Source organism: Bacillus sp. FSL R9-9410 (assembly GCF_038050385.1).
Classification (GTDB): domain Bacteria; phylum Bacillota; class Bacilli; order Bacillales; family Bacillaceae_G; genus Bacillus_A; species Bacillus_A cereus_U.
In genome coordinates this window covers 2445024-2468486 of record NZ_JBBOTV010000001.1, presented here as the reverse complement: position 1 = coordinate 2468486, position 23463 = coordinate 2445024, and the positions used below count along the sequence as shown (strand labels likewise).

Below are 23463 nucleotides of genomic sequence, written 5' to 3'. Positions count from 1 at the left end.
GAAGAAGAGTAGCGGTGTATGCAAAAAGAAATGCATGATGTTTAGGTAAAGAAAGCTTACTAGTTAGGGGATCTTACCGATTTAGTTTATGAAAAAAGGCAAAGAGTAACTCTTACCTTACTCCTTGTCCATAGAATACACAAAAATTATACGTTTGTACAGGTCAATAATTCGCAATAATAATATTTAAATATAATGCTTGCAGGTAATTCTAAAGGATGAAAAAGTATTTGTTATAGAGTAATTGTTGATTTTAAAGTGTTTTAAAGAGAATGTTTACAACTAAACGATAATAAAGGAATATCGAAATAATAAAATATGACATATTGCATATCTCACTTAACAATATAATCTATTCAATAATAATAAAATCGTACAGAGGAGTTTTTTCTGAAAATCCGAGTTGATGAAACTAGATAATTTGTATTACTGATTTAACCAGAATATTACATGAGTGCTTTGTTTTTAAAAGTTATACTTTCTCTTCGCTCTGCCTTATGGTGGAGCATTTTTATTTTTGTAATCGCAATAACCTGTCCAAACTTTCCAAGTCTAGCATACATATTATGCAGTAGTAGATTAGAAAGGAGCACTATATATGTCTTGTTATTACTACTGTAAGAATTGTGAGAGTTACCAAAAGAAAAATCATGATTGCTGTAAAAAAAGAAGTGATTATTATAATAAGTGCGGTAAAAGATGTGATGACTGTTCTTGCGATCATAAGGAGAATAACCTTGTAAGAGCATCTGCTTTTAGAGCTGTAAATACAGTTAATCAAAACCTTCCAGCTAATACTTTTGTTAAAGTATTATTTCAAAATGAACAATTTGATTTAGCGAACGAATATAACCCAGCAACATCAGATTTTACTCCGAAGACTAGAGGAGTTTATTCCGTAATTGGGACGATTGGTTTCTTTCCGAACGATACAAATTTAAATTATAGAGCGCGTGTAGAAGTTCGAGTGAATGGAAATGCGGCAATTGCTATAGATAACGACTTTTTTGGTCCAATAAATTTCGGTAATGTCGTAAGTGTTTCAACAATACTTCAATTACATGCAGGTGATATTGTCGAGATTTTTGCACAAAGTAGTATAGATGGGGTTATTAGTAGTACAGAAGACGGTTCTCATTTTGAGGCTGCAAGATTCCCATCTCCAATAAAATAAAAGACATGTTTGTGATTTATGGACTATTTTTTTAAAAAAGGCTCTACCTTATGGTAGGGCCTTTTAGTTAAAGGTGTTAAATTGGTAATATATTAAAATAAGTTCATATACACTTGATAAGCAACACCTAGAGTTAATACGATAGCTAACAGTTTTGCTACCCATCTCGGTGCATTTAAATTTAGTAAAAGGGAATGACATATACTAAATGTAATGCCGAGTGTTAAAAGAATTGCGATAAGATATAAAATTAATAGGAATAAAGGTTGCTCTATGGAGCCGAAGTCAATTTTGGATGGATTCATGTAATATGTACCTCGTTTTTTATTAATATATTAATGAAATAATGAAGAATACAAGGAATTGGAAGAGTAATGTAATAAATACTATAAAAGTAAATTTGAAGTTATGGATGGAGTAGATAAAATAATCTTTGAAAGACTATTCAAAGCCAACATTTGTTTAAGTTTAATATACAAGAACGAATGTTCTTGGTATACTGGAAAATAAAAAAGGTGCGTTTACATGACAAATTTTAGTAATATAATTGAAAAACTAGATGAAATGATTTACAAACCTAATAATCTATTAATTACTAAGCGAAAAGAAGAAAAGCAAAATTCAGAATATGCAGGAGGGGTATTGCAGCTAAATAATAGAAGCATCCGATTTAGGGTATCAAAAATTACGCCTAATAAGATTGGACAATTTGTTTCTTTTTGGGAGAAGAATGCCTCCATGAGCAATCAGGCATTTTCTTATGATTCAGCTCCTAACCTTTTAGTTATCACTTGTATGGCGGATAATAAACTAGGACAATTTATTTTTCCAAAAGAGATTCTTCTAAAAGAAAAAATATTAAAAACTCAAAATCAAAAAGGGAAAATGGCTATGAGGGTTTACCCTATTTGGGATAAACCTATTAGTAATCAAGCTAAGAAGAGTCAATTGTGGCAACTTCATTATTTTGTCGATTTAAGTGATACTGAAAATGTAGCTACAGATAAATTATTAAACTTATATTCATAGCACATAATAAGAAAAAATTGAAATATTCAATGTTCGTTCAGATGATATTTGGAAATATTAACAGGGTAAGCCGTTAAGTAAAGAATAAAAAAGGAGCATACAAATAAAGTATGCTCAAAAAAAGATAGGTTTTATGAGTGGAGAATCTCCATACGATAATATATGCGCATTTCATTAATATGTGTAAAATATCAACAAAATATCAACAGAATATCAATTAATGAGTTATTTTAGTTTTTTAGTGAAGTCATGTTTTTGTGAAATGAAAAAGAGCCGTTTCTTTTGAAAGATGCGGCTCTTTTTACTATTTTGTTATCGTACTGTTCGAAATGATAAATCATAAAATTATACGCTTAACAATTTGATAATGATCGGACTTCAGTTATATATTTCTTGAATTCTGGATATTGAGATACAGTTTGGCAGGTAGGGGTGAGTAGTTGATTAATTAAAGATACATTTGTAATTACTTCGTTACAAGGACCATAGAATGTAACTTTTAGCTTTGAATTCGGAGGAACTTTGAATACGATAGGGATTTTTTTCATTAAATAAACTCCTTACATAACAGAGGTTATATGTTTATTTCCTTTTAATTAGGAAGACATATTAATATAATATGTAATTTTTATTGTAGTTGATTATTACATATACTGTATGAGTTGATGTAATTTCTATTACGTATCCAAATAGTGTTGTGAAAAAATATATATCATGTTTATAAAAAGCTTAAAAACAGACGAATATGAGGGAATAAGCGGTAATTAACTTGTCTCTATATAATAAATTGTAAAAAGGCAGCTTTTTTAGCTGCCTTTTTACAGGGAGATTGAAAAATATTGGAGGTCAGTTATGAGTATAAGCTAAAATAGCTTACATATAGTATGCACACTATTTATAGTTTTATCCCGATATTTATAGTAAGAAAGTTAAATTTGTCTATTTAATTTAAAGAAAAATATTCTAGATAGGTTGTATATTTTGAAAAAATGATGAGATTATATTTATTTATTTTATGGAGAGTTTGTATTAGGCATATGAGTCTAACAATAATACAAGCTTTGAATAAGATAATAAAAAGGAGTTGATTAGTAATGGGTTATATTGTAGATATTTCGAAATGGAATGGAAATATTAATTGGGATATTGCAGCGTCTCAGCTAGATTTAGTTATTGCTAGAGTTCAAGATGGTTCGAATACGGTCGATTTTATGTATCAAGGTTATGTGAAAGAAATGAAGAAACGTAGTATCCCATTTGGGAATTATGCATTTTGCCGTTTTATATCTATTTCAGATGCAAAAAAAGAAGCGCAAGATTTTTGGAATCGTGGCGATAAAAACGCTAAATTTTGGGTGGCAGATGTAGAAGTTCAAACAATGGTAGATATGCAAGGCGGGACTCAAGCATTTATTGATGAATTACGCCGATTAGGTGCAAAAAAAATTGGTTTATATATAGGACATCACACGTATGTATCATTTGGAGCTCGCAATATTGATGCTGATTTTATTTGGATTCCTCGTTATGGAGGGAATAAACCAGCATATCCTTGTGATATTTGGCAATATACTGATTCAGGAAATGTTCCTGGTATTGGAAAATGTGATTTGAATCAATTAATTGGGAATAAAAATCTTTCTTGGTTTATAGGTTCAAATCAAACAAATCAATCTAGTATTGGAGACAGTAAGCAACCAAATGGAATTGGTATTGCAGTTTCAAAATATGATGATGGATACGGAATTAATTTATATGAAAATCCTGCGAATCCGCAATTTATAGGAAGATTTACGAAAAAAATCCCATATTTAATCTATAAAGGTTATTGGGGAGGTGGCGAAAAAGATATGATTTGTTTAGGTGGTGAACAACAGTGGGCTAAGTTAGAACATTTTAATGTACAATGGTTTTATGCATATTCAAAGTATACACCTGGATATGAAATTAGAACGTACGATGGGCCAAACGGGAATGATACAGGTGCGGTCGATGGGAAGGTCCCTTATCGTATTTGGAATCGTCAAGATGGATATATAGATATAGGTGGGAACAAATGGATCAAAGAAGAACATGTGCAGATTAAATGATGTTAAAAAGTCGGCTTTATGCCGGCTTTTTTATTTAATAAAGCTTGTCTCTGGCATGAAGAGAAATACTTGCAGAAAACACATTGATTTCACAATAGCGCTGTATAGTTCCTAATATACATTTATCAAAGTGAGGTATTTGAATTGAAAAAGAAAAAGCTATTTATGGGAACTATTATTGCATGTGTGGCGCTAACATTGTCTGCGTGTGGTTCCTCAGAAAATGTTGCAACATCAAAAGTAGGAAACGTGACAGAGAAAGAGTTAAGTAAAGAATTAAGGCAAACATATGGAAAAAGTACTTTATCTCAAATGATGTTAAATAAGGCATTGCTAGATAAATATAAAGTTTCAGATGAAGAAGCTAAAAAACAAGTAGAAGCAGCGAAGGAACAAATGGGTGACAAGTTTAAAGTGGCTTTAGAGCAAGTAGGATTAAAGAATGAAGATGAATTAAAAGAGAGAATGAAGCCAGAAATTGCACTTGAGAAAGCGATTAGAGCGACTGTCACAGATAAAGATGTGAAAGATAACCATAAACCTGAAATGAAGGTAAGTCACATTTTAGTGAAAGATGAAAAAACTGCGAAAGAAGTAAAAGAGAAAATAAATAATGGTGAAGATTTTACTGCTTTAGCGAAACAGTATTCGGAAGATACTGGTTCAAAGGAACAGGGCGGAGAAATCGCTGGTTTTGCTCCTGGTCAAACTGTGAAAGAGTTTGAGGAAGCTGCGTATAAATTAGATGCAGGACAAGTAAGTGAGCCAATAAAAACATCTTATGGTTATCATATAATAAAAGTGACGGATAAAAAAGAATTGAAACCATTTGATGAAGTAAAAGATACGATTCGAAAAGATTTAGAACAACAAAGACTGCAAGATGCTACAGGTAAATGGAAACAACAAGTAATCAATGATCTATTGAAAGAAGCAGATATTAAAGTAACAGATAAAGAATTTAAAGATACATTTAAATTCTTAGATGAGAAATAAGGTTTAGAAGAAAAACAGAGATTTAGCATAATGCTATATTTCTGTTTTTTTGTTTTCAATAGAAAAGGGAACTCATATAGAGTTCCCTTTTCGCGTTAGTGTGTGAGTTATAAATAGATAGTAAGACAATACAATATTACATTTAAATATTAAGAATTACAATAGAAAATTTTGGTGTAAATAAAAAGGAATAAGTAATTACTTCGCAAAATGTTGAAATGATAATGTTTTAGTTAATTAATTTTGTTAAATATAAACTAAATATATTTTCTTAGAAATTGAATAGAGGACATAATTTAAAGATATGAATAAATTTCATAGATTAAAGTTGCATTTTGTTTGAAAAATTTACACGTTGCACTTCCGAAAGAACGTTCGTTCGTGTATAATTAGAACAAATGTTCTTTTGGGATGGAGATTCCTACAAATTCATAAATAGTTTTGAATTGGAAAGTTACGCTACATATTAAATAAGAGATGGATAAAGTGTATTTAGAAGTGAAATTTCTGAATGGATAGATGTAGAAAATTGAGGAGTAAAGAAAATGAATTATGTAAAGATACAGGAAAAAGGAAGAGAGTGGGTTCCATTTACAGTAATGTCGGAACAATTATTAAGTATGAGAAAAATTATTGGAGAGAAATTAAAAGTCCAAAGGCCGCTAATAACGAATGAAGCGAAAGAAAGCATTTCAGACAAATTATTAACTTCATTATTGTCTGAAAAAGAGATGTTAGTGACCTATTTTGAAGAAGGATACATACTTACGAGTTATATGACAGTGGTTCATATAAATCCAATTCAACAAATTGTAAAATGTACAGATGCATTTTATAAAACATATATATTTGCTGCAAGGGACATAATTGATGTAACTTAAAAGAAGCTGAATTTTGAAGTTTAGCTTCTTTAATTTATCCAGCTATTTGCGGGCAGTTAGATTTACACCTCAAAATTCGGCTGTGAGTCAGGCTGCCTGTAAAATCCTAGTTTTTTGAAGAGGTGAAGAACTAAATGAAAAAGCAGCTAGATGCAAGCTAGCTGCTTAGTCCCAGGGAAAGGGAGAAAAAGATTGGCACTCAAAAAATCGACGATAGCTGTGTATCAGCCTGAGTATAGTATAGACAAATTTAAAAATGTTATACAAAGATGATTACAGATCTGGTTAGGCCGTACCAACTTGGTTTTGATCTGCTAGATCAGAATCAAATGTATTAGTCGCGCTAACCCCACTAAAAGTGTTCACTACGAAACCAACGTTAGATGCACCAGATCCGTTATAAGCTTTCGTATTCTCTTTTGGAGAAACGTTGTAGAAATCACCTAAGTTGAAAGATCCGTTACTATTTTGTACAACTAAATTCCCTACAACTGAGGGCATAATTTTCACCTACTTTATAAGTAATTGTTTGCATTACTATATGAAGGTATAGCCTAATTGGTTCATTTGACAAATATTCCGGAATAGAAAAATGTTTGAAGCTTTGTTTAATCAATCGAGCAAAAAGTATGTTAAAATTAACGAAGAGTTGAATTTTAAAAGAATAAATTTGTATAATTAATATATATAGAATTAAAGGAGGCAAAATGTCATGGATAATGTTATAAAAACAGTGGATTTAACAGATGCAGAATCAAGTAAACTTGTTGCTTTTATTTATAGTAATGATGTTACATTGATCGAAAAAGCATTTTGTCCTAATGAAATAAAATTAAAGTTTAATGAAATAGCAATTTTATCGGCAATTAAAACCGCATATATTACGAAAGTATCTATAAGGAAAGAACTTGAAGCGATTTTTCACGATACAGGCGTTTTATTAGTAAAGAAAAATGTTGAAAGGAATAGTATTCAATCTATAACAATGCATTTTGAGCAATTTAAAAAGTTGCAAAATGAGATTGAGAATCTAAATAAAAGTATGTTATAGGACTAGGTGGAAATTTATTGATAGAGGTGGGCTCTGTTAAGTTGAAAAATTGGATTGAAAAGTATTTGGATAAATCGAACCGTAAACATAAATATACTTTCATTAAGGTGTAACCTATATTTATCGATGTGAGAAATGTAGGGAATAGAAGATACAATTTAAAAATAATAACGATACAAACAAAAAGAGTAACTATGATGGTTACTCTTTTTGTTTGTAATATGTAATATCAAAAATACTTCTAAAGTATGAAATGAATTGATACTTAAGTGAGATGTTGAATAAGAATAAAAAGAGTAATATTAATGGAAAGGAGGAGATGAAGTTGGAGCGAAACGACATTGGGAAACTTGTAATTATTACTGGAGTAACGCAAGGGTTAGGACGTGCAATGGTTGATAGGTTTCATGAATTGGGATGGAAAATAGCAGGGTGTGGACGCTCAAAAAATAAAATTGAAGAGCTTAATAAATATTACGGTGCTTCACATGATTTTCAAATAATTGATGTTTCAAATCATCACCAAGTTAGTAAATGGGCAAGTCGTATTATTAATAGGTATAGGGCTCCCGATATGTTAATAAATAATGCATCGATTGTTAATCAAAGTGCACCGCTATGGAAAGTTCCGGCTCAAGAATTTGAAAGTGTAATGAGTGTAAATGTGAACGGGGTAGTAAATGTTATTAGGGCGTTCGTCCCGGCGATGATAGCTAGGAAAGAAGGAATTATTATTAATATGAGCTCTAGTTGGGGAAGAGAAGGCGAGGCTGAACTTGCGCCATATTGTGCTTCGAAGTTTGCTGTTGAAGGTATCACGCAGTCAATGGCAATGGAACTGCCAAATGGTATGGCAGTAGTTGCTTTAGATCCAGGTGGAAGTATTAGCACTCCAATGCTTCACTCATGTGCACCTCAATATGTAAAAGAATCTCCTACACCTGAAATGTGGTCACATAAAGCAATTCATTATATATTAAATATATCAATAGATAAAAACGGTGAGTCATTGACATGTCCAGTATGCATTTAATCTTCAGATAAGTATTAAATGTTATATTCACAGTTCTGAAGGACAAGCATATATTGAAGTATGTAGGAAGCATTTGCAAATTATACATTCATTGAGAAAATCCTTGTCAAAAAGGGCGCCTGAAAGGTGCTCTTTTGTATTATTAGTACATTATGTGATGCACAAAATTACATATGAAAAATAGAATAATGAATTAAAGGTGATATTTGTTTGTTTTGAATGTACTAGAAAATTTAAATATAGGTGATGGGAAATGAACCTACGCGATTTAGAATTGACAGGTGCCTGGTTTCAAGTAGGAGGAAATCTTATAGCAGCAATTGGAACAACTAGAGGGTTTGCAGGGGAAGAAAAGATTGAGTCGGATCTCGTTATTGTAGGGAGTTCATTACAAGCTCTCGGATATATATTACAAATTATAGCAACTAATGATGCGAAAGATGAAGATAAATGTGAGAAGCAAGAGGTAACTATAGATAATAAAAATAAAGCGCTAGCGAAAACGGGGATTGAGTTATTAGCTTTAGGTAATATTTCAAATGTAATAGGAACGTATTTTAATCTCAATGAACAAATGAAAGAAAATGATTTCCTTATAATTACTGGAAATAGTTTGCAATCAATTGGCGCTTTTTTAGGAGTAGAAGTAGCATTGAATGAGATAAATGGAATACAGTGGATTATCGTATTAGGGAATTCAATGCAAAGTTTAGGTGCGGGATTACAAGCATATGAAGGTATTAAAAATATACCAAAAGAAGAAAAGGGAAAAGAAGACAGTAATATAGATAAAGAAGATCAACGTATAATAGGGCTAATAGGTATTTGGATACAAGCAATAGGTACTGTAATTTCAGCAATTGGATTAACCGAAATAGTAGAGGAACAACGATTGGAATCGAAGAAAAGGTGATGAAATACTCATTTCAATGAAGTTTGGAGTATTTCAATTTTAGAAGTAGGACAAGATGGATGTGTTAATTGTTTTTGTAGGCTTTTTCATATAGGCGTAGAATATACATATAAACGAACAGGTGAAAATAGCTTGTTAACGTTAGTGAGAGGTTCCTCATTTAGTTATACTATTATATGTGATTTTTGTAATGATGAGTTCTTATATACGCTTTTAGAAATAACATGATTTCATAGGTTTGATAGTGTAGGAGATGGATGGGGAAGAATCGAAAAATAAAAATTAAGGAGTTTTTCAGACATGATGTACTTATTAGCAATTTTACTTCCGCCGGTAGCTGTTTTATTTTGCGGAAAGCCGTTTCAAGCGATTATTAATTTCATTTTAACCTTAATTTTTTGGGTTCCAGGAGCGATACACGCAGTTCTTGTCGTACATGATAAAAAAGCCGACAGGCGACTTAAAAAACAAGTTCAGGCGTATGATGAAATTAATAAAAGAAATAGAAGGTAAATTGCGATTGGCATACAAAAAAGAAAGGGGATTTGATTCGCCTTTCTTTTTTGTATGCCAATCAAGTTTAAATTTTAGTATAGCGGTAAGAATTTTTAATATAAGTATTATGATAATAACTTTTAGAGTGTGCGTTTAATAAACCGGTGTAAATGCTTTCTGGCACATTAAAGAAATCATACATACCATTCTTTAGTTGAATACGTAAAATCATAGAAAAAGGATTATAGCCAACAGCAACTAATTTTTTTGAAATAACGGGAGATAGCTTCATCATTACGCAACTCCTTATTTTTCATTTTAGATGGTTTCTTGTAGAGAAGGGGATTGTCGTGTTGAAATCCTAATAATTAAAGGAGTATTATACTTATATGCAATATATTAAATGTTTGTTATACGTAATTATAAGGAAGTTCACACGAAGTACATATCGTTGTGCTATTTTTATTTCACCTTTGATTTATAAATAAGAAAATATTGACCATTTGAAAAAAAGGTATATTATTTATACGAGGTATTAAAAATTCACTTCTTACATTCTATGCTTTAAGGGGCAGTATTATTAGAAAAAATAGAAGTGAAAATAGTTTGTATAAGAAGTATTCTAAAATGTATAATCTGTGAATTGGGAAAATATTGAATGCTCCAGGTCAATATACTTTCTTGATTAAATGTATTTGGGAAAGTGACCTCAATATTTTCAAGTAAATCAACGGGAGAATTGAAAGGCAGGAGAAAGTAACATGTCAGAAAATTATCGTTCTCGAGAGGAGCGACGACAAGTTCAAAAGAAAAAACAGCCAGCTTCTAAAAAAACAAAACCAAAAGGTAAAACATCGTTTTTTCGTAAATTTTTAATCAGTTGTTTACTACTTGGTATTGTAGGTTTAGTGGCAGGGGTTGCTACCTTTTTCGTAATGATTAAGGATGCACCAAAACTTGAGAAAGCAAAACTTGTTAATCCGTTATCCTCAAAAATTTATGATAAAGACGGGAATTTGGTATATGAATATGGGAAAGAAAAGCGGACGAATGTTACGTATGATCAAATCCCTAAATTGGTAGAAAATGCATTTTTAGCGACAGAAGATGCACGTTTTTATGAGCATAGTGGAGTAGACTTTAAGGGTACTGCACGTGCAGTTTTAGTTAGTCTTAAAGGAGATTACGGTTCACAAGGTGGAAGTACAATAACGCAGCAAGTTATTAAAAACTACTTCTTATCGATGGAAAAAACGTCAAAACGTAAGGTTCAGGAAATATATTTAGCGTATAAGCTAGAACAACAATATTCAAAACATGAAATATTAGAGATGTATTTAAATAAAATTAATTTAGGAAACCGTTCATATGGAATCGCAACAGCAGCACAAAACTACTACGGTAAAGAATTGAAAGATTTAACATTACCAGAAGTTGCGATGCTAGCTGGCTTACCAAAAGCACCGAATAACTATGACCCAACGAAAAAAGAAAATGTTCAAAGGGCAACAGAAAGAAGAAATACTGTACTAAACTTAATGAATAGACATGGTTATATTACAAAGGCAGAAATGGAAGAAGCATCGAAAGTACCAGTGGATAAAAATATTAAGAGTGCAGCTGAACTACAAGCGATGCCATATACTGCATTTATGGATGCAGTAGTGAAAGAAGTAGAAAAGGAAATACCAGATGTTAATATTGGATCTGATGGTTTAGAAATTTATACAACGTTGGATCCAAAAGCACAGAAATTAGCTGATAATATTTTGAATACAAATATTATTAATTATCCAAATGATAAATTCCAAGGTGCTTTCACATTTATGGATACGAAAACTGGAGAAGTTCGCGCTATAGGTAGTGGGCGCGGTGAAAATAAAGCAGTATTTAAAGGGCATAATATGGCGATTGAATTAGATCGTGCAGCTGGTTCAACGATGAAACCAATTTTTGATTACGCTCCTGCAATTGAATATTTAAAATGGGCTACTTATCATCAAATTGATGACTCTCCATTTAAGTATTCAACTGGCCAAGAAGTTAGAAATGCAGATAGAAGTCATTTAGGGCCAATCTCAATGCGTGAAGCACTAACAAAGTCACGTAATATCCCAGCTATTAAAACAGCTAAAGAGGTAGGTATTAGTAAATCGAAAGAGTTCTCTGAGAAATTAGGTATTACATTTAATGTAGCACCGACAGAATCAACAGCGATCGGTACAAATGAAGCGTCACCAACTGAAATTGCAGGTGCTTATGCGGCATTTGGGAATGACGGTAAGTATACGAAGCCGCATTTTGTTAAGAAAGTAGTTTATCCAGACGGCAAGTCACAAAGTTTTGGACAAAAACCAAAATCAGTTATGGCGGATTCTACAGCATATATGATTACTGATATGCTTCGTTCTGTAGTTACATCAGGTACTGGTACATCGGCAAATGTGGCCTCTTTAGATGTAGCTGGTAAAACAGGTACAACTAACTATTCTTCAAAACAACTAGCACAATATGGAATTCCAGAAAGTGCAACTCGTGATAGTTGGTTTGCAGGATATACACCGCAATATACGATGGCAGTATGGACTGGATATATGAAAGATGGTAAAGACGAGTATATTAGTAGTAAAAATACGAAAATTGCACAGTTGATCTTTAAAGAAATGATGAGCGAGATGGCTACAGATAAATCACGCTTTAAAATGCCAAGTAGTGTTATTCAAGAAGGTAGTGAGTTACGTATAAAAGGTGAAAAACGTGATTCATCTCCAAATACGAGCGTACCGGATACAACGGAACAACCAAAACAAGATCAACAGCAAAAAACTGAAGAAGAGAAAAATCAAGAGGAATTAAAGAAACAGGAAGAACTTAAGAAACAAGAAGAGCAAAAGAAACAAGATGAACTTAAGAAACAAGAAGAGCTTAAGAAGCAAGAAGAGCAAAAGAAACAAGATGAATTAAATAAGCAAAATGAACAAAATAATGGAAATGGCCAAGGAAATACAACACCACCGAACAATGGTGGAGGCCAAGGAAATACAACACCACCGAACAATGGTGGAGGCCAAGGAAATACAACACCACCGAACAATGGTGGAGGCCAAGGGAATACAACGCCACCGAACAACGGTGGGGATCAAGGAAATACTACCCCACCGACTAACGGTGGAGGAGGCCAAGGGAATACAACTCCAACGCCACCAGCAACAACGCCACCAACTACTGGCGGGAACACAGGAGAAGTCCCTGCCAATAATGGACAATAAGTAATGTATATAAAAGCACCAAAGGTACCGATAAAACGGTTCCTTTGGTGCTTTTTATATTATAAAGGTTAATATTATTTTTAAATGTTAAAAGTACCATAGAAATTTTGAAAGTAAATTGATGGGAAATGATAAAAAATTTGAGTTGGTGGTATTGGATAACTAGGGCTATAAAAAGTAGTACTACTACTAGGGTGTGTACCATGATGCCAAAATGAAGGGGTGACTTGGTCAGTCGATTGATAATGTTGCCAAGCGGCAGGAAGTTCGATACCAACATCAGAACTAGCTGTATGAACGGCAGGAACATGTATTGAGGGAGCTGATGGGACAACGGCGGTTATTCTTGGTGATACCCACATGAAAACGATCACTCCTAAGTTTAATAATAAAATAGTATATTCTTCTAAAACATATAAAGGTACATATATAGGTTTTTTGCTTAAAACATAGGCATAAAGTCGTAAGACCAACTTAAATTGATGGTAGACCATTTATTATGAAAAGATACGTCTATTAGCGGAGGGCAAGGGAACATGAAAAATATACAATTGATGTGTTGATTGTAATATTTTACGTGTTTATGGAGGGATTTTAATGGAACGATTATGGACGAAATCATTTATACAAATGACTATCGCGATGTTATTTTTATTTACGGGGTTTTATTTACTTGTTCCAACGCTTCCGCTCTTTATTAAAGAGATTGGTGGAAATGAATCGCAAGTTGGACTGATGATGGGAATGTTTACAATAGCGGCAGTTGTAATACGACCGATTATTGGAGGTATGTTAGATCAATATGGTAGAAGATCTTTTATTATTTTCGGACTCATATTTTTTGGGATAACGATGTATTCGTATAATTTAGCATCGACTATTGTCCTTTTAGCTGTTTTACGCGTTATTCACGGAGTGACGTGGGCTGTTTCTACAACAGCAGTTGGAACAGCGATAACTGATATTATTCCAGATTCACGTCGTGGTGAAGGGATGGGCTGGTATGGCATGGCGATGACAATCGCGATGGCAATTGGCCCGATGATTGGATTATGGGTTGTACAAAATTATTCATTTCATGGTCTATTCTTGTTAGCAACTCTTTTATCTTTTATGGCAGTCGTATTATCGTTAATAACGAAAATGCCATTCACGCCGCAAAAAGAAAAAGGGAAAATTCAGCTGTTTGAAAAATCCGTTTTATCAATAACGGTTGTTGTTTTCTTTTTATCATTTGCATATGGAGGAATAACAACATTTTTACCGTTATTCGCGTCATCAATTGATGTGAATCCTGGGACATTCTTTCTTGTATATGCAATTGCTTTAACAATTGTACGACCTATTTCAGGAAAACTATTAGATAAGTATGGAGAAGTTTTTATCATACTGCCAACATTATGTATTACTATTTTAGCGATAGTTGTACTAACGATTTCAAATGGTTTGATAGGTGTAATGATTGCGGCGGCATTATATGGTGTTGGATTCGGTTCAGCACAGCCCGCTTTACAAGCAGCGATGCTGACAATTGTTGATCCTAGTAAAAGAGGAGTTGCTAACGCTTCATTCTTTACCGCATTTGATTTAGGGATTGGATTAGGTGCGATTTTACTTGGAGTTGTTTCACAAATGTTTGGTTACCGTATTTTATTTGTTGGTAGTGCAATTTCTGGATTAATAGCTTTAATTCTTTTCGTCGTTTTTGTAAAACAACGATTAGGCAAAAAGGATTTTGCGTAAACAGGAAGAGCGAAGGTGAAAATTTCAATTGAACATGATGCTCTACGATGGTTTAAGGAAGAATTGCGTATAAAGTATGATGAATCGATTTGATTTATCCCGCTATTTGTGGGCAGTAAGACTCCCATCTCAAAATTCGGCGGGAGCCCTGCTGCCCGTAAACGCCCAATTGGTGTGGGCTAATAATCAGTGGGGGATGCCCCCCCACACTGATTAAAGTTTCACTTTATTGTAAGGTACGGAGGAAATAGCGCAATTCATCCAGGATATTCTTTAGGAATTGTTTCTGAGAAACCATTTCGGGAAATAGTGTCAGTTGAGAAAGACGGTATTTTATTTTTATAGATTTTGATAACCTTTGGTACTTTCAAAACTATGATTTAGTTGTCAGCTATCGTAAAGGAACGAAAAAAATTCAATTTAATTATGTAAAATAATAATTTTATTAAAAATAAATAAATTTTATATAAGAATTATATTTATGGGAATATGAAATAAATAATATAAAAAACGAGCTGTGCATGAATGCAGCTTGTTTTTTTATATTTGTTAAAGAAAAAGAGATTAAAGGTTTATTTAGTGGGATTATATGGACAATTGTTATATTTCGTTTTAGAAAATTGGAAAAGGATGTCTGTCCTTTCTTTATAAAAGATGAAAGTTATTTTTGAAAAATTGTATTATTACATCGGTAAAAGTATAGGAGACTTATCATTATAAAATAAATTGAAATCTTCTAAAAACTCTGATACATTGAAATAGAAATGTAGTTTCACAGTATTGTAAAGGCTTACAGTTATGTGCACGAAGATCTATTAGGATTGGAGGAAATAATGATGAAAGCTGAAGAAAAATTTTCCCCGGGATTAGATGGTGTAGTAGCAGCGGAGACGAAAATTTCGTTTCTTGACACAGTAAAAGGTGAAATTGTAATTCAAGGGTATGATTTAATCGAACTCTCAAAAACAAAAGAGTATGTAGACATTGTGCATCTTTTATTAGAAGAACAGCTACCGAATGAGGATGAAAAAGCAACAATTGAAAAGAAATTAAAAGAAGAATACGCAGTGCCAGAAGGTGTATTTAATGTGCTAAAGGCATTGCCTAAAGAAACGCATCCTATGGATGGGTTACGTACAGGTGTGTCTGCATTAGCTGGTTACGATAGTGATATCGAAAACCGCTCGTTAGAAGTGAATAAAAGTCGAGGGTACAAGCTTTTAAGTAAAGTGCCAAATATCGTAGCGAATAGCTATCATATTTTAAATAACGAGGAGCCAATTCAGCCCCTTCAGGAATTGTCATATAGTGCGAATTTCTTCTATATGTTAACTGGTAAAAAACCAACTGAACTTGAGGAAAAGATCTTTGATCGTTCCCTTGTTTTATATAGTGAACATGAAATGCCAAACTCTACATTTACAGCTCGCGTAATTGCATCAACACAATCGGATTTATACGGCGCTCTAACAGGTGCAGTTGCATCTTTAAAAGGAAGTTTACATGGTGGTGCAAATGAAGCGGTTATGTACATGCTTTTAGAAGCTGGAAATGTTGAGAAATTTGAAGAACTATTACAGAAGAAACTTTATAACAAAGAAAAAATTATGGGCTTTGGACATCGCGTATATATGAAGAAGATAGATCCAAGAGCACTTATGATGAAGGAAGCTTTAAAACAGCTTTGTGATGTAAAAGGCGATTATACACTATATGAAATGTGTGAAGCTGGAGAGAAGATTATGGAGAAGGAAAAAGGTATTTATCCGAATCTTGATTACTATGCTGCTCCAGTATATTGGATGCTTGGTATTCCAATTCAACTGTACACACCAATCTTCTTTAGTTCTAGAACAGTAGGGTTATGTGCACACGTAATTGAGCAACATGCGAACAATCGTTTGTTCCGTCCACGTGTAAATTATATTGGCGAGCGACATGCATTTAGTAAATAAAAACAACTGGGGAGTTGTTAGCGCCGCCCGCCAGATGGGTGTTTGACCGACACCCATCATTAATAATAACGAATTTTCGACAGAAAGGGAAGAATAGCATGATTAAAACAAATGAAATTAAACAAAAAGATGCATTATTAGAAGAAATTACGGATTATGTATTAAATAAAGAGGTTACAAGTGCAGAAGCATTCAGCACTGCTCGCTACGTATTACTTGATACACTTGGATGCGGAATTTTAGCGCTACAATATCCAGAGTGTACAAAATTATTAGGACCAGTTGTACCAGGAACAATCGTGCCAAATGGTACACGCGTACCAGGTACGTCATATGTACTTGATCCAGTAAAAGGCGCATTTAATATCGGATGTATGATCCGTTGGTTAGACTATAACGATACTTGGCTTGCAGCAGAATGGGGACATCCATCTGATAACTTAGGCGGAATTTTAGCAGTAGCAGATTATATTAGCCGTGTTCGTATTTCAGAAGGAAAAGAACCATTAAAAGTACGTGAAGTACTAGAAATGATGATTAAAGCACATGAAATTCAAGGTGTACTTGCTTTAGAAAACAGCTTAAACCGTGTTGGTCTTGACCATGTATTATACGTAAAAGTAGCAACAACTGCAGTAGTTGCGAAAATGCTTGGCGGAACGCGTGAAGAAATCTTTAATGCATTATCACATGCGTGGATTGATAATTCTAGTCTTCGTACATATCGTCATGCTCCAAATACTGGTTCACGTAAATCATGGGCAGCAGGAGATGCGACGAGCCGCGGTGTTCATCTTGCAATGACTGCATTAAAAGGTGAAATGGGTTACCCAACGGCATTATCTGCACCAGGATGGGGATTCCAAGATGTGTTATTTAACAAGCAAGAATTAAAATTAGCAAGACCGCTAGAATCTTATGTAATGGAAAATGTATTATTCAAAGTGTCATTCCCAGCAGAATTCCATGCACAAACAGCTGCAGAATGTGCAGTGAAATTACATCCGGAACTTAAAGAAAGATTAGATGAAATTGATCGTATTACAATTACAACTCATGAGTCAGCAATTCGTATTATCGATAAAGAAGGTCCATTAAATAACCCAGCTGATCGCGATCACTGCCTACAATACATTACGGCAATCGGTTTATTAAAAGGCGATATCGTTGCGGATGATTATGAGGATGTAGTAGCGAATGATCCACGTGTAGATGAATTACGTAATAAGATGGTTGTTGTTGAAAACAAACAGTACAGTTTAGATTACCTTGACCCGAACAAGCGCTCAATCGCCAACGCTGTTCAAGTTCATTTTAAAGATGGTACTGTAACAGAAAATGTGGAATGTGAATACCCACTTGGACACCGTTTCCGTAGAGACGAAGCGATTCCAAAAGTTGTTCGAAAATTCACTGCAAATATGGCAGGTCATTATTCTAGTAAGCAACAAGAACAAATTCATGAAGTTTGTTTAAATGAAGAAAAACTAGAAAATATGAATGTAAACGAATTTGTAGATCTATTCTTAATTTAATAATAGGGGGAATTTAGAATGGCTTGGGTTGTGAATAAACAGTCAACACAAGAGGAGCTTGCAAATGGCTTCCGATCTTTAGTAGAAGCAAATGAAATTTTGCAAATTCCAGGTGCTCATGATGCAATGGCGGCTCTTGTTGCGAAAAATACAGGTTTTTCAGCTCTTTATTTATCGGGAGCTGCTTATACTGCAAGTAAAGGGCTACCAGATTTAGGAATCGTGACGTCTACTGAAGTAGCAGAGAGAGCAAGAGATCTAGTAAGAGCTACAGATTTACCAGTCCTTGTTGACATTGATACAGGATTTGGCGGAGTACTAAACGTAGCGAGAACAGCTGTAGAAATGGTAGAAGCGAAAGTAGCGGCTGTTCAAATTGAAGATCAGCAATTACCAAAGAAATGTGGACATTTAAATGGTAAGAAACTTGTTACTACAGAAGAATTAGTTCAAAAAATTAAAGCGATTAAAGAAGTTGCGCCAAGCTTATACATTGTAGCACGCACAGATGCTCGCGGCGTGGAAGGATTAGATGCAGCGATTGAAAGAGCGAACGCATATGTTAAAGCAGGTGCAGACGCAATTTTCCCAGAAGCGCTTCAATCGGAGGAAGAATTCCGTTTATTTACTAGCAAAGTGAATGCACCTTTACTAGCAAATATGACTGAGTTCGGGAAAACACCATATTATAGTGCAGAGGAATTTGCGAATATGGGCTTCCAAATGGTAATTTATCCTGTAACTTCACTTCGTGTTGCTGCAAAAGCATATGAGAATGTGTTTACGCTAATTAAAGAGACAGGTTCTCAAAAAGATGCACTTTCTAATATGCAAACGAGAAGCGAGCTATATGAAACAATTTCATATCATGACTTTGAAGACTTAGATACTGGAATTGCAAAAACAGTACTATCTGAAGATCAATAGGTTGAAGGACTTAGGCGATGAGAATACATCTTTGGCAAAACGAACTGCTTGATGTGAAAAATCATCGCCTTCTGTTTTCAATAGTAAGATATTCCACTCATCGTAGACGAGCATATACAAAAAGCAATGAAGGCCGAAATGATAGGGGGATTCAGATGGAGAAAACAAAGTTACCATGGGATGAATTTTTTTCACTCAATAAAGATGTGAACAATACTTTCTTTACACCTGAAGATTTTTCAGGGGATGAAGATTTAATTGCAAAAACGACAGAACAATTCGTTAAGCAAGAAATTGTTCCGCAAATTGAGAACATTGAACAACATAACTATAAAGCTTCTCGTCAATTATTTGAGAAAGCTGGGGAACTTGGATTATTAGGCATTGAGGTACCAGAAGAGTATGGCGGGTTCGAGTTAGGAAAGGCTGTCTCAGGTCTTGTAGCAGAAAAAATGGGATACGCTGGTGCATTTAGCGTTTCTTTTAATATACACGCCGGTGTCGGTACATTGCCTTACATATATTACGGAACGAAAGAACAAAAAGAAAAGTATTTGCCGAAAATCGCATCAGGAGAATGGATTGGTGCTTATGCTTTAACTGAGCCAAATGCCGGTTCTGATGCATTAAGTGCAAAAACGAGCGCAATATTAAATGAAGATGGTACAGCTTGGAAGTTGAATGGTGAGAAGCAGTGGATTACAAATGCTCATATGGCAGATGTATACGTTGTTTTTGCGAAGACAAATAAAGGAATGACAGCGTTTATTGTCGAAAGAACATGTGAAGGTGTATCAATAGGATTAGAAGAAAAGAAGATGGGGATTAAAGGTTCTTCAACGGCGACGCTTATTTTAGAAGATGTTGTTATCCCTGCTGAAAATATTTTAGGGGAAGTTGGGAAAGGGCATCACGTAGCTCTTAATATTCTTAACTTCGCTAGACTAAAACTTGCTTTTGGAAATATTGGAACAGCAAAACAAGCAATCGGTTTGTCGGTTCAATATGGAAAGGAACGAAAGCAGTTCCAAACAGAATTAGTAGATTTTACGATGATTCAAGAGAAAATTGCCAATATGATTATTTCTACATATGGAGCAGAAAGTGCAGCTTACCGTACAGCGGGTGTAATTGATGAAGCAATTCATGAGAGTGATGAAGATCTTATGAAAAAAATGTCCCAATTTGCAATTGAATGTGCACTGAATAAAGTAAATGCTTCTGAAACACTTAGCAATATTGTAGATGAGGCTGTACAAATTCATGGTGGATACGGTTATATGCAAGAATACGAAGTAGAACGTTTATATCGTGATGCTAGAATTAGCCGTATTTTTGAAGGAACGAACGAAATTAATAGATTAACAGTTGCTAAAATGTTAATGAAACAATTTGAGCAAATTGAAGATCATGTAGTAGAAAGTGATATATCAAATGTAGAAAGAAACCACCGTTACATTTTATTATCGAAAAAATTGTTGAAACAATCTTTGAAAACGCTCTCTAAAACTCCGGACTTAAAAATTGATCAGGAGCAAGAATATTCACGTGTATTATCAAATATGTTGACGGACGTGTACGTCATGGAATCAGCATTTTTACGTACGAGGAAAGCAGTTAGTAAAAATGGTGAGGAAAAAGAGCGTACGAAGCAAATGATAACAGATGTTATTTGTGAAGAAGGATATCGTAAAGTAGAAGAAGCAGCGATTTCCATTCTTTCAGCAGCTGTCACAGAAGAACAAAATAGACAAGAAATATTAGCTGAAATCCGTCAATTATTAGTGCCTTTATACTCGAACTTATTTACGAAAAAGAGAGACATTGCGAAAGTTATTATAAATCGCGGGAAATATATTGTGTAAATAGGAGGAAAGCGATATGAAAAAGATTGGTTTTATCGGTTTAGGTAACATGGGTCTTCCAATGTCTAAAAATTTAGTTAAATCGGGCTACACAGTATATGGAGTGGATTTGAATAAAGAGGCGGAAGCTTCCTTTGAAAAAGAAGGAGGAATTATCGGCCTATCAATCTCAAAATTAGCAGAGACATGCGATGTGATTTTTACAAGTTTGCCTTCACCTCGTGCTGTGGAAGCGGTATATTTTGGGGAAGAAGGATTATTTGAAAATAGCCACTCGAATGTAGCTTTAATTGATACAAGTACAGTATCTCCACAATTAAACAAACAATTAGAGGAATCGGCGAAGGAAAAGAAAGTAGACTTTTTAGCAGCACCTGTTAGCGGTGGGGTAATTGGTGCAGAAAACCGTACATTAACGTTTATGGTTGGTGGATCGAAAGAAGTATATGAGAAAACTGAATCTGTCATGGAAGTACTTGGAGCGAATGTTTTCCATGTTAGTGAGCAGATTGATAGCGGTACAACTGTTAAATTAATTAACAATCTATTAATTGGTTTTTATACAGCTGGTGTGAGTGAAGCTTTAACATTAGCGAAAAAGAACAATATGGATTTAGATAAAATGTTTGATATTTTAAATGTAAGTTACGGTCAAAGTAGAATTTATGAGCGTAATTATAAAAGTTTCATTGCATCAGAAAATTATGAGCCGGGCTTTACTGTAAATTTATTAAAGAAAGATTTAGGATTTGCGGTAGAGTTAGCTAAAGAAAGTGAACTTCACTTACCAGTAAGTGAGATGCTATTAAACGTATATGAAGAAGCGAGTGAGGCAGGATATGGTGAAAACGATATGGCTGCTTTATATAAGAAAGTTAGCGAACAATTAATTTCTAATCAAAAATAGTGCACTTATAAAAACCATGATAAAAAAGGAGAGAATATAATGATTACAACTGAAATTAAACGAGTGAAAAATCATATTAATGGCGAATGGGTAGAATCTACTGGTACTGAAGTAGAAGCGGTTCCGAATCCGGCAACTGGAAAAATCATCGCTTACGTTCCACTTTCTCCAAAAGAAGATGTTGAAAAAGCTGTAGAAGCGGCAAAAGCGGCATATAAAACATGGTCTAAAGTGCCAGTTCCAAATCGTTCAAGACAACTATATAAATATCTACAACTGTTACAAGAAAATAAAGATGAGCTTGCAAAAATCATTACGCTAGAAAACGGTAAAACGCTAACGGATGCAACTGGTGAAGTACAGCGTGGTATTGAAGCGGTAGAACTTGCAACATCAGCACCAAATTTAATGATGGGACAAGCCCTTCCGAATATTGCTAACGGAATTGATGGGTCGATTTGGCGCTACCCAATCGGAGTTGTTGCTGGTATTACGCCGTTTAACTTCCCGATGATGATTCCATTATGGATGTTCCCACTTGCAATTGCTTGCGGTAATACATTCGTATTAAAAACATCTGAAAGAACTCCACTTTTAGCTGAGCGACTTGTAGAGTTATTCTATGAAGCTGGTTTTCCAAAAGGGGTATTAAATTTAGTACAAGGCGGAAAAGATGTTGTAAATAGTATTTTAGAAAATAAAGATATTCAAGCAGTTTCGTTTGTTGGCTCTGAGCCAGTGGCACGCTACGTATATGAAACTGGTACAAAAAATGGTAAACGCGTACAAGCGTTAGCAGGTGCGAAAAACCATGCGGTTGTTATGCCAGATTGCAACCTTGAGAAAACGGTACAAGGTGTAATTGGGTCTGCGTTCGCAAGTAGTGGAGAGCGCTGCATGGCATGTTCAGTAGTAGCAGTAGTTGATGAAATTGCTGATGAATTCATTGATGTATTAGTAGCAGAAACGAAGAAGTTAAAAGTAGGTGACGGTTTCAACGAAGATAATTATGTTGGACCATTAATCCGTGAATCTCATAAAGAACGTGTTTTAGGCTATATTAATAGTGGTGTAGCAGATGGAGCGACTTTACTAGTAGATGGCCGTAAAATCAATGAAGAAGTTGGAGAAGGTTACTTTGTTGGTGCAACAATCTTTGATGGTGTAAATCAAGAGATGAAAATTTGGCAAGATGAAATTTTCGCTCCGGTATTAAGTATTGTAAGAGTAAAAGATTTAGAAGAAGGTATTAAGCTGACAAATCAATCGAAATTTGCGAATGGTGCTGTTATTTATACATCAAATGGAAAACATGCACAAACATTCCGAGACAATATTGATGCTGGTATGATTGGTGTAAACGTTAATGTTCCAGCACCAATGGCATTCTTCGCATTTGCAGGAAACAAAGCTTCATTCTTTGGAGATCTTGGTACAAATGGTACGGATGGCGTTCAATTTTATACACGTAAAAAAGTTGTAACTGAGCGCTGGTTTTAATAAAGTGAAATGATAATGAGTGGGGTGCATTCCCACTCATTATAAAAATAATACAAACGAAAATACACTACTCATAATGGAGTAGTGTATTTTCGTTTGT

Annotated in this window: 22 protein-coding genes and 1 pseudogene; 18 read left to right on the top strand and 5 right to left on the bottom strand. The window is 34.1% G+C overall.

Annotated features, from left to right (window positions below):
- The first annotated feature begins 598 nt into the window (after positions 1–598).
- The gene (locus MKX77_RS12815; protein ID WP_002127263.1) at positions 599–1174 is read left to right on the top strand and encodes a C1q-like domain-containing protein; all 576 of its coding nucleotides are present in this window, start codon (positions 599–601) and stop codon (positions 1172–1174) included.
- A gap of 92 nt (positions 1175–1266) precedes the next feature.
- Here the strand turns inward: MKX77_RS12815 and MKX77_RS12810 are convergent, their stop codons facing one another.
- On the bottom strand, positions 1267–1479 hold the full coding sequence (locus MKX77_RS12810) for a hypothetical protein (RefSeq protein WP_341306847.1): 213 nt from the start codon (positions 1477–1479) through the stop codon (positions 1267–1269).
- A 220-nt stretch (positions 1480–1699) separates the two neighbouring features.
- On the opposite strand from MKX77_RS12810, the gene MKX77_RS12805 reads away from it, so the two are divergent.
- Positions 1700–2203, top strand: coding sequence for a MepB family protein (locus tag MKX77_RS12805; RefSeq protein WP_341306846.1), 504 nt, complete (start codon positions 1700–1702; stop codon positions 2201–2203).
- Between the two features lie 353 nt (positions 2204–2556).
- On the opposite strand, the gene MKX77_RS12800 is transcribed toward MKX77_RS12805, so the two are convergent.
- On the bottom strand, positions 2557–2751 hold the full coding sequence (locus MKX77_RS12800; RefSeq protein WP_341306845.1) for a hypothetical protein: 195 nt from the start codon (positions 2749–2751) through the stop codon (positions 2557–2559).
- Positions 2752–3297: 546 nt separating this feature from the next.
- Between MKX77_RS12800 and MKX77_RS12795 the strand changes: the two genes are divergently transcribed.
- From MKX77_RS12795 to MKX77_RS12785, 3 genes are all read left to right on the top strand, one after another.
- Entirely contained in the window at positions 3298–4293 is a 996-nt protein-coding gene (locus MKX77_RS12795; protein WP_341306844.1) for a glycoside hydrolase family 25 protein, read from the top strand.
- Positions 4294–4437: 144 nt separating this feature from the next.
- Positions 4438–5289, top strand: a complete 852-nt coding sequence (locus MKX77_RS12790; RefSeq protein WP_002031835.1) for a peptidylprolyl isomerase PrsA — start codon at positions 4438–4440, stop codon at positions 5287–5289.
- 545 nt (positions 5290–5834) lie between these two features.
- The gene (locus MKX77_RS12785) at positions 5835–6170 is read left to right on the top strand and encodes a YolD-like family protein (RefSeq protein ID WP_063219583.1); all 336 of its coding nucleotides are present in this window, start codon (positions 5835–5837) and stop codon (positions 6168–6170) included.
- Positions 6171–6455: 285 nt separating this feature from the next.
- Here MKX77_RS12785 and gerPF read toward each other — a convergent pair whose 3' ends face one another.
- The gene (gene gerPF, locus MKX77_RS12780; RefSeq protein WP_001141569.1) at positions 6456–6671 is read right to left on the bottom strand and encodes a spore germination protein GerPF; all 216 of its coding nucleotides are present in this window, start codon (positions 6669–6671) and stop codon (positions 6456–6458) included.
- 211 nt (positions 6672–6882) lie between these two features.
- Here gerPF and MKX77_RS12775 point away from each other — a divergent pair, with 211 nt between their 5' ends.
- From MKX77_RS12775 to MKX77_RS12760, 4 genes are all read left to right on the top strand, one after another.
- Complete coding sequence (locus MKX77_RS12775; protein WP_341306843.1) at positions 6883–7221, top strand: hypothetical protein; 339 nt, start codon at positions 6883–6885, stop codon at positions 7219–7221.
- A 325-nt stretch (positions 7222–7546) separates the two neighbouring features.
- The gene (locus tag MKX77_RS12770) at positions 7547–8254 is read left to right on the top strand and encodes an SDR family oxidoreductase (RefSeq protein ID WP_002165872.1); all 708 of its coding nucleotides are present in this window, start codon (positions 7547–7549) and stop codon (positions 8252–8254) included.
- A gap of 253 nt (positions 8255–8507) precedes the next feature.
- Positions 8508–9167 (top strand): DUF6944 family repetitive protein, encoded by a 660-nt coding sequence (locus tag MKX77_RS12765; RefSeq protein ID WP_002035373.1) that lies wholly within the window; start codon positions 8508–8510, stop codon positions 9165–9167.
- A 300-nt stretch (positions 9168–9467) separates the two neighbouring features.
- Positions 9468–9680, top strand: coding sequence for a YqaE/Pmp3 family membrane protein (locus MKX77_RS12760; protein ID WP_002085763.1), 213 nt, complete (start codon positions 9468–9470; stop codon positions 9678–9680).
- 67 nt (positions 9681–9747) lie between these two features.
- Here MKX77_RS12760 and MKX77_RS12755 read toward each other — a convergent pair whose 3' ends face one another.
- Positions 9748–9957, bottom strand: coding sequence for a KTSC domain-containing protein (locus MKX77_RS12755; RefSeq protein WP_002085762.1), 210 nt, complete (start codon positions 9955–9957; stop codon positions 9748–9750).
- 466 nt (positions 9958–10423) lie between these two features.
- Here MKX77_RS12755 and MKX77_RS12750 point away from each other — a divergent pair, with 466 nt between their 5' ends.
- The gene (locus MKX77_RS12750) at positions 10424–12931 is read left to right on the top strand and encodes a transglycosylase domain-containing protein (protein ID WP_341306842.1); all 2508 of its coding nucleotides are present in this window, start codon (positions 10424–10426) and stop codon (positions 12929–12931) included.
- 80 nt (positions 12932–13011) lie between these two features.
- Here MKX77_RS12750 and MKX77_RS12745 read toward each other — a convergent pair whose 3' ends face one another.
- Positions 13012–13293 (bottom strand): hypothetical protein, encoded by a 282-nt coding sequence (locus MKX77_RS12745; RefSeq protein ID WP_088005002.1) that lies wholly within the window; start codon positions 13291–13293, stop codon positions 13012–13014.
- A gap of 235 nt (positions 13294–13528) precedes the next feature.
- Between MKX77_RS12745 and MKX77_RS12740 the strand changes: the two genes are divergently transcribed.
- The 8 genes and pseudogenes from MKX77_RS12740 (at position 13529) to MKX77_RS12700 (ending at position 23363) form a co-directional block, all read left to right on the top strand.
- Complete coding sequence (locus tag MKX77_RS12740) at positions 13529–14674, top strand: MFS transporter (protein ID WP_341306841.1); 1146 nt, start codon at positions 13529–13531, stop codon at positions 14672–14674.
- A 225-nt stretch (positions 14675–14899) separates the two neighbouring features.
- A pseudogene (locus MKX77_RS12730) lies at positions 14900–15111 on the top strand (HesB/YadR/YfhF family protein); the annotation flags it as partial.
- A 396-nt stretch (positions 15112–15507) separates the two neighbouring features.
- Positions 15508–16629 carry a citrate synthase gene (gene mmgD / locus MKX77_RS12725; protein ID WP_341306840.1) on the top strand — a complete coding sequence of 374 codons (1122 nt, stop codon included), beginning with the start codon at positions 15508–15510 and terminating at the stop codon, positions 16627–16629.
- A gap of 98 nt (positions 16630–16727) precedes the next feature.
- Positions 16728–18164, top strand: coding sequence for a 2-methylcitrate dehydratase (gene prpD / locus MKX77_RS12720; RefSeq protein WP_002065268.1), 1437 nt, complete (start codon positions 16728–16730; stop codon positions 18162–18164).
- 18 nt (positions 18165–18182) lie between these two features.
- Positions 18183–19091, top strand: coding sequence for a methylisocitrate lyase (gene prpB, locus MKX77_RS12715; RefSeq protein ID WP_215556267.1), 909 nt, complete (start codon positions 18183–18185; stop codon positions 19089–19091).
- 155 nt (positions 19092–19246) lie between these two features.
- Positions 19247–20956 (top strand): acyl-CoA dehydrogenase family protein, encoded by a 1710-nt coding sequence (locus MKX77_RS12710; protein ID WP_341306839.1) that lies wholly within the window; start codon positions 19247–19249, stop codon positions 20954–20956.
- Between the two features lie 16 nt (positions 20957–20972).
- On the top strand, positions 20973–21863 hold the full coding sequence (locus tag MKX77_RS12705; RefSeq protein ID WP_016104779.1) for an NAD(P)-dependent oxidoreductase: 891 nt from the start codon (positions 20973–20975) through the stop codon (positions 21861–21863).
- 39 nt (positions 21864–21902) lie between these two features.
- Entirely contained in the window at positions 21903–23363 is a 1461-nt protein-coding gene (locus MKX77_RS12700) for a CoA-acylating methylmalonate-semialdehyde dehydrogenase (RefSeq protein ID WP_341306838.1), read from the top strand.
- Positions 23364–23463 lie beyond the last annotated feature (100 nt).

What these genes read in the sequence shown, in the direction of transcription:
- MKX77_RS12810 (WP_341306847.1), bottom strand. Translation starts at nt 1,479, where the DNA reads ATGAATCCATCCAAAATTGACTTCGGCTCCATAGAGCAACCTTTATTC.
- MKX77_RS12765 (WP_002035373.1), top strand. Translation starts at nt 8,508, where the DNA reads ATGAACCTACGCGATTTAGAATTGACAGGTGCCTGGTTTCAAGTAGGA.
- MKX77_RS12750 (WP_341306842.1), top strand. Translation starts at nt 10,424, where the DNA reads ATGTCAGAAAATTATCGTTCTCGAGAGGAGCGACGACAAGTTCAAAAG.
- prpD (WP_002065268.1), top strand. Translation starts at nt 16,728, where the DNA reads ATGATTAAAACAAATGAAATTAAACAAAAAGATGCATTATTAGAAGAA.
- prpB (WP_215556267.1), top strand. Translation starts at nt 18,183, where the DNA reads ATGGCTTGGGTTGTGAATAAACAGTCAACACAAGAGGAGCTTGCAAAT.
- MKX77_RS12705 (WP_016104779.1), top strand. Translation starts at nt 20,973, where the DNA reads ATGAAAAAGATTGGTTTTATCGGTTTAGGTAACATGGGTCTTCCAATG.
- MKX77_RS12700 (WP_341306838.1), top strand. Translation starts at nt 21,903, where the DNA reads ATGATTACAACTGAAATTAAACGAGTGAAAAATCATATTAATGGCGAA.
- MKX77_RS12760 (WP_002085763.1), top strand. Translation starts at nt 9,468, where the DNA reads ATGATGTACTTATTAGCAATTTTACTTCCGCCGGTAGCTGTTTTATTT.
- MKX77_RS12805 (WP_341306846.1), top strand. Translation starts at nt 1,700, where the DNA reads ATGACAAATTTTAGTAATATAATTGAAAAACTAGATGAAATGATTTAC.
- MKX77_RS12740 (WP_341306841.1), top strand. Translation starts at nt 13,529, where the DNA reads ATGGAACGATTATGGACGAAATCATTTATACAAATGACTATCGCGATG.
- mmgD (WP_341306840.1), top strand. Translation starts at nt 15,508, where the DNA reads ATGATGAAAGCTGAAGAAAAATTTTCCCCGGGATTAGATGGTGTAGTA.
- MKX77_RS12710 (WP_341306839.1), top strand. Translation starts at nt 19,247, where the DNA reads ATGGAGAAAACAAAGTTACCATGGGATGAATTTTTTTCACTCAATAAA.
- MKX77_RS12745 (WP_088005002.1), bottom strand. Translation starts at nt 13,293, where the DNA reads ATGTGGGTATCACCAAGAATAACCGCCGTTGTCCCATCAGCTCCCTCA.
- gerPF (WP_001141569.1), bottom strand. Translation starts at nt 6,671, where the DNA reads ATGCCCTCAGTTGTAGGGAATTTAGTTGTACAAAATAGTAACGGATCT.
- MKX77_RS12795 (WP_341306844.1), top strand. Translation starts at nt 3,298, where the DNA reads ATGGGTTATATTGTAGATATTTCGAAATGGAATGGAAATATTAATTGG.
- MKX77_RS12755 (WP_002085762.1), bottom strand. Translation starts at nt 9,957, where the DNA reads ATGATGAAGCTATCTCCCGTTATTTCAAAAAAATTAGTTGCTGTTGGC.
- MKX77_RS12800 (WP_341306845.1), bottom strand. Translation starts at nt 2,751, where the DNA reads ATGAAAAAAATCCCTATCGTATTCAAAGTTCCTCCGAATTCAAAGCTA.
- MKX77_RS12785 (WP_063219583.1), top strand. Translation starts at nt 5,835, where the DNA reads ATGAATTATGTAAAGATACAGGAAAAAGGAAGAGAGTGGGTTCCATTT.
- MKX77_RS12775 (WP_341306843.1), top strand. Translation starts at nt 6,883, where the DNA reads ATGGATAATGTTATAAAAACAGTGGATTTAACAGATGCAGAATCAAGT.
- MKX77_RS12815 (WP_002127263.1), top strand. Translation starts at nt 599, where the DNA reads ATGTCTTGTTATTACTACTGTAAGAATTGTGAGAGTTACCAAAAGAAA.